This is a genomic window from Clostridium sp. (assembly GCF_021443865.1).
Classification (GTDB): Bacteria; Bacillota; Clostridia; order Clostridiales; family Clostridiaceae; genus Clostridium.
On sequence record NZ_JABUTB010000116.1, the window covers coordinates 5552 to 10842 of the forward strand.

Genomic DNA, 5291 nt, shown 5'->3' on the forward strand with positions numbered 1-5291 from the left:
TACTTTATTAATAAAGTACAATATATTAATTTTAAAAATATTCATAATATTGTAATAAAATGATATAATACTTATATTATTAATTTATCTAGAGGTGGAATTATATGTATTTAAATGAAATAGAAAAAGCAAAAGAAAATATAAAAGATATTATTAACAAAACTCCTTTAATACATAGCAAAGTTTTTTCTTCAATTAGTAATTGTTCAGTTTATATGAAATGTGAAAACTTACAAGTAACAGGAGCTTATAAAATTAGAGGAGCTCTAAATAAGATTAGATCTTTAAGTGAAGATGAAAAAGCTAAAGGTGTTGTTTGTTCTTCTGCTGGCAATCATGCCCAAGGAGTAGCTTATGCAGCAAATCTTCTTGGTGTTAATTCAACCATTGTTATGCCTAAGAACACTCCTTATTTAAAAATTCAATCCACTCAAAATTTTGGTGGAAATGTAGTTTTAGAAGGCACCTGTTATGATGATGCTTATTTAAAAGCCAAGTCAATTGAAGCTGATAATGATTCGATTTTCATACACCCTTTTAATGATATGAAGGTTATTTATGGACAAGGTACTATAGCTTTAGAAATATTTGAAGATCTTGAAGATCTTGAAGATATTGATGTAATAGTATGTCCAATCGGAGGTGGTGGTCTAATTAGTGGAATATCCTTAGCTGCTAAAGAAATAAACCCCAAAATTAGAATCATAGGTGTACAAGCTGAAGGTGCTAATGCCATGGAGCAAAGCTATAAATCAGGAAAAATTATATCTTTGCCTTCTGTAAATACTATTGCTGATGGTATTGCTGTTAAATCTCCTGGGGAATTAACTTATAATATAATAAGAGAATATGTAGATGAAATTGTAACAGTATCAGATAATGAAATTGCTGAAGCATTTTTAATTTTATGTGAAAAACATAAGTTGTTAGCAGAAGCCTCTGGTGTAGCATCATTAGCTGCTTTAAAGAAGTTAGATTTAAAAGATAAGAAAGTTGTTTCAATAATTAGCGGTGGCAATATTGATATGGTAACTATCTCTTCTTTAATAAGTGATGGTTTAGTTGAAAGAGGAAGACTATTTTGTTTTTCTGTAGAACTTCCTGATATTCCTGGTCAGCTTCAAGAAATATCAAGGATATTATCTGAGGTAAATGCAAATGTTGTGCAATTAGAACATAATCAGTTTAAAGCTTCTAATAGATTAAAAAATGTATTATTAGAAGTTACTGTTGAAACTAATGGTACTGATCATATCGAATTAATAAAGTCTGAACTATACAAAAATGGTTTTAAAATAAATCAAATGTATTAAGGAGCTGTTTAAAACAGCTCCTTAATCTTATCTTAACTTTTTTCTTTTTTTATTCATTTTTTTATATAACTTTGCATTTTGAATAATATCCATGAAATCGTCAGCCATTTCTATTAGAACCCTACCTTTGGCTTTGCCTTTTTTCATTGTTCTTTTCATATTTCTCATTAGTTTATTCTTCATACTTACTCCCTCCTAAGGTTGTACTTCAGTATTATTTTCCCCTTAAGAGTGTATTTTATTATTAAACTATATTACATATTATAGAATTGATGAAATCCTCTTTTTTTGATTCTAAATACTCACCATAGTAATCATTACTACTATCTATTTCACTTTCTATTTTACTAAGTAAAAAATTATTAATATCCTTAGCATATCTTAAATCAATTTCCTCTTTAATACTTCTAAATTCTTCTAATCCACCATTTTTTCTATACTTTCTTATTAGTGAATCTAAATAAGTATTATATTCCTTAATTTTATAGGATATCTTTTCTATATAAACTTTTTTATTTTTTATATAATTTTTCTCATAATCTAATTTTAACTTAAGCAATTCATTTACTGTATATTCATTATCCATAACTTTGAATATGATTTTTTCTCCTTGAAAAGAACTATTTAAGATATAATTAGCTAAATCTCCATTATCTTCAAACTCATTTAATAAAGATTTTCCTCCAACTATTTCAATGGCTTTTTTTAATTGCTTAATTTTTTCTTCTATTACTTTATTGTCTATAGTTAGCATGTTTTTCTCCTTAAAATAATATTAAATGTAATATTCTTTAATATTATATATCCTAAGAAGTATATTGTCTATTTCTTATATAATATTTATACAATTTACATCTAAGCTATAAGTAACATCTTTACGTTCAACTATAACTTTTATTTTATTTTTAATTTCTTCATCTTCCATAACCTTAGCTAAAAGTTCTTTTGTAGGATTTATAGCATATGGTCTTCCTACAGATCTAAACATAGTTATATCTCCTGATGTATCTCCATAAGCATAGCTTTTACTTAAATCAATATTATATTTTTCTTCAAATTCTTTAATAGCTGATAGTTTGCTTTCATGGTCCCACATTGGAATAACGTCTCCACTATATTTATTATTTTCATCTAATTTATATATAGTTCCTTTATAATCATCCATATTATACTTTTTAGACATTTCTTTAACTAATTCACTAGGTGAACCTGAAATTGCTATTACAATATGTCCTTGCTCCTTATGCCATTTAATTCTTTCTCTTGTAAAAGTATAAACTCTATCACCTTTTTGTTCTATTACTTTGCTAGCGATATAGTTAATATGATAATTATTAATTCCTTTAATTGCCTCAGTATATATATCTACCATTTTAAGTAGATAAGTATCATAGTCACCTTGTCTTTTATCCCATTTTAAATAGGCAGGTCTTACATCTTTATACCACTTATTCTCACTTACTAATTCATACTTAATAATTTTTTTAAAAACTTCGGTAATTAATCCTTCTCTATATATTGTTCCATCAATATCAAAAAACGCTGCTATGTTTTTCATAAAACCCCTCCATTTCTTTTTTATATTCTATTATATATCATTTTTTCTAAATTTCCATAATAATTGGTATAATTGTTGGTCTTCTTTTAGTTTTATCATAAATATATCTTTCTAAAGCCTTTTTTATATTTGTTTTTATTAAATACCATTCTATAACTTTTTCATCTAAACAATTTTGTAATTCTTCAGTTGCTATTTCTTTAAGTTCATTTATTAATTCTTCTGATTCTTTTACATAAACAAAACCTCTAGTTATAATGTCAGGTCCAGCAATAATAGCATAGCTTTCTCTTTCAATAGTAACAACAATATTAACTAATCCATCCTGTGCTAAATGTTTTCTATCTCTTAAAACTAAAGTTCCTACATCTCCTACTCCTAATCCATCTACTAAAATAGTACCCGAAGAAACTTTTCCATCTATTTTAGCCTCTTCTTTATTTATCTTCAATACATCTCCTCTTTCTAGGATAAAAATATCTTTATTATTCATTCCAAGTGTTATAGCTAAATCCTTGTGATGCTTTAAATGTCTATATTCTCCATGAACAGGCATAAAATATTTTGGTTTTATTAATCTATGCATTAGTTTGAGTTCCTCTTTATAGGCGTGACCAGAAACATGAACTTCTTCTAAGTCTTCATAAATAACTTCTGCACCTTTTTTAAATAGTTCATTAATAACCTTTGAGATAAGCTTATCGTTACCTGGTATAGGCGAAGCTGATATTACAAACAAATCATCACTTTGAATTTTTATTTTTTTATGATTTCCATAGGCAATTCTAGCTAACGCTGCCATTGGCTCTCCTTGACTTCCTGTAGTTATAATAGTTATATTATCATTATTATAGTTATTTATATCATCAATTTCTATAATCATGTCTTGTGGTATATGTAAATATCCAAGTTCTAAAGCAAGCTTAGATATGCTTTCCATACTTCTACCTGAAAAAGCTATTCTTCTATTATTGTCTAAAGATGAATTTACAATTTGTTGCATTCTATGAATATTAGAGGCAAAAGTAGCTATAATGATCCTACCTGTAGCACCTCTAAAAATTCTATTAAATGTATTTCCTATAGACTTTTCTGACATTGTATATCCACTTCTCTCAACATTAGTACTATCAGCCATAAGCAATAATACCCCTTCCTTACCTATAGTAGATATTCTATCTAAATCTATTACTTTGTCATCAATAGGTGTTAAATCTATTTTAAAATCTCCTGTATGAAATATTATGCCAAGAGGAGTTGTTATTGATAAACAACATGATTCCGCAATACTATGCGTACTTTGAATTAATTCAACACTTAAACTTTCAAAATCCACTTTTGAACCTGGGTCTGCAGTAATTAGTTCAGTAGTCTCTAATAAATTATGTTCTTTAAGTTTTAATTCAATTATGGCTAGTGCAAGCTTACTTCCATATATGGGTACATTTAGTTGTTTTAATATATAAGGTATTGCTCCTATATGATCTTCATGTCCATGAGTAATAAAAAATCCTTTAACTTTATCTTTATTTTCTATTAAATATGATATATCTGGTATTATAAGATCTACTCCATACATTTCTTCATCAGGAAAAGCAATTCCACAATCTATAACTATAATTTCATCTTCTACTTCAATAGCTGTTATATTTTTACCTATTTCACCAACTCCACCAAGTGGAATGATTTTTATTAAACTTTCTTTTTCCATAAAAAAACCTCCTATACTCTTAAGAGTAGTATTACCCAAAAATATATTTAAAATAAATAATGTAAAAAAATAATGAAGCTGTTAAAACAGCTTCATTATTAATTATTATAATATAAATTTTTACTTTGATACTCTGGATCACAAGTTATATCTATTTCAAGTCTTCTAAAGGTTTGATCATCATTATTAGAAATAATAGCAGTTGAATGTGCTTGGCATCCCTTTAAACATTGTAACTTATTTAAAGCGGCTTGAGCTGTAGGATTAGTAGCAGCACAAATACTTAAAGCTATTAATATTTCTTCACAATTTAAAATAGTATTTTTAATACCTAATGTATTACTTTTTAGATTTTGTATTGGTTCTAATATAACTGGTGATATTAGATGAATATCATCATTAATATTAGCAAGATATTTAATGGAGTTTAAAATTACTGCAGCTGGTGCATCCATTATTTCTGATTCTCTACCATTAATTATAGTTCCATCATTTAATTCTAATGATACTACTGAATAAATATCACTTTTATTATGTTCAATTTTCTTATTTACAGCATAGTTTCTTGCTTCAATTACTACTTTTCTATCACTTTCTTTTAGATTTAATTCCTCCATTATTAACTTTGCTCTATTTGCTGTTTCCCTATCTATGTATCCTTTTTTATATTCACAAATTGTTTTAAAATACCTTCTAATTATTTCTTGTT

At 26.7% G+C, this 5291-nt stretch carries 5 protein-coding genes and 1 pseudogene; 1 reads left to right on the forward strand and 5 read right to left on the reverse strand.

Features of this window, described 5'->3' with window-relative positions:
• Positions 1–104 precede the first annotated feature (104 nt).
• Positions 105–1313, forward strand: coding sequence for a threonine ammonia-lyase (ilvA, locus tag HUJ77_RS14205; RefSeq protein WP_291709710.1), 1209 nt, complete (start codon positions 105–107; stop codon positions 1311–1313).
• Between the two features lie 27 nt (positions 1314–1340).
• Here ilvA and HUJ77_RS14210 read toward each other — a convergent pair whose 3' ends face one another.
• The 5 genes and pseudogenes from HUJ77_RS14210 to HUJ77_RS14230 all read right to left on the reverse strand — a co-directional run.
• A complete protein-coding gene (locus HUJ77_RS14210; protein WP_291709711.1) occupies positions 1341–1496 on the reverse strand; it encodes a hypothetical protein in 156 nt (51 codons plus the stop codon).
• A gap of 61 nt (positions 1497–1557) precedes the next feature.
• Entirely contained in the window at positions 1558–2067 is a 510-nt protein-coding gene (locus tag HUJ77_RS14215) for a hypothetical protein (protein ID WP_291709713.1), read from the reverse strand.
• Positions 2068–2142: 75 nt separating this feature from the next.
• Positions 2143–2871: an HAD-IB family hydrolase gene (locus tag HUJ77_RS14220; protein WP_291709714.1), complete on the reverse strand. Its 729-nt coding sequence runs from the start codon at positions 2869–2871 to the stop codon at positions 2143–2145.
• A gap of 46 nt (positions 2872–2917) precedes the next feature.
• A complete protein-coding gene (locus HUJ77_RS14225) occupies positions 2918–4582 on the reverse strand; it encodes a ribonuclease J (protein WP_291709716.1) in 1665 nt (554 codons plus the stop codon).
• A gap of 98 nt (positions 4583–4680) precedes the next feature.
• Positions 4681–5291 (reverse strand): annotated as a pseudogene (locus tag HUJ77_RS14230) (DUF1846 domain-containing protein); the annotation flags it as partial.

What these genes read in the sequence shown, in the direction of transcription:
- ilvA (WP_291709710.1), top strand. Translation starts at nt 105, where the DNA reads ATGTATTTAAATGAAATAGAAAAAGCAAAAGAAAATATAAAAGATATT.
- HUJ77_RS14210 (WP_291709711.1), bottom strand. Translation starts at nt 1,496, where the DNA reads ATGAAGAATAAACTAATGAGAAATATGAAAAGAACAATGAAAAAAGGC.
- HUJ77_RS14215 (WP_291709713.1), bottom strand. Translation starts at nt 2,067, where the DNA reads ATGCTAACTATAGACAATAAAGTAATAGAAGAAAAAATTAAGCAATTA.
- HUJ77_RS14220 (WP_291709714.1), bottom strand. Translation starts at nt 2,871, where the DNA reads ATGAAAAACATAGCAGCGTTTTTTGATATTGATGGAACAATATATAGA.
- HUJ77_RS14225 (WP_291709716.1), bottom strand. Translation starts at nt 4,582, where the DNA reads ATGGAAAAAGAAAGTTTAATAAAAATCATTCCACTTGGTGGAGTTGGT.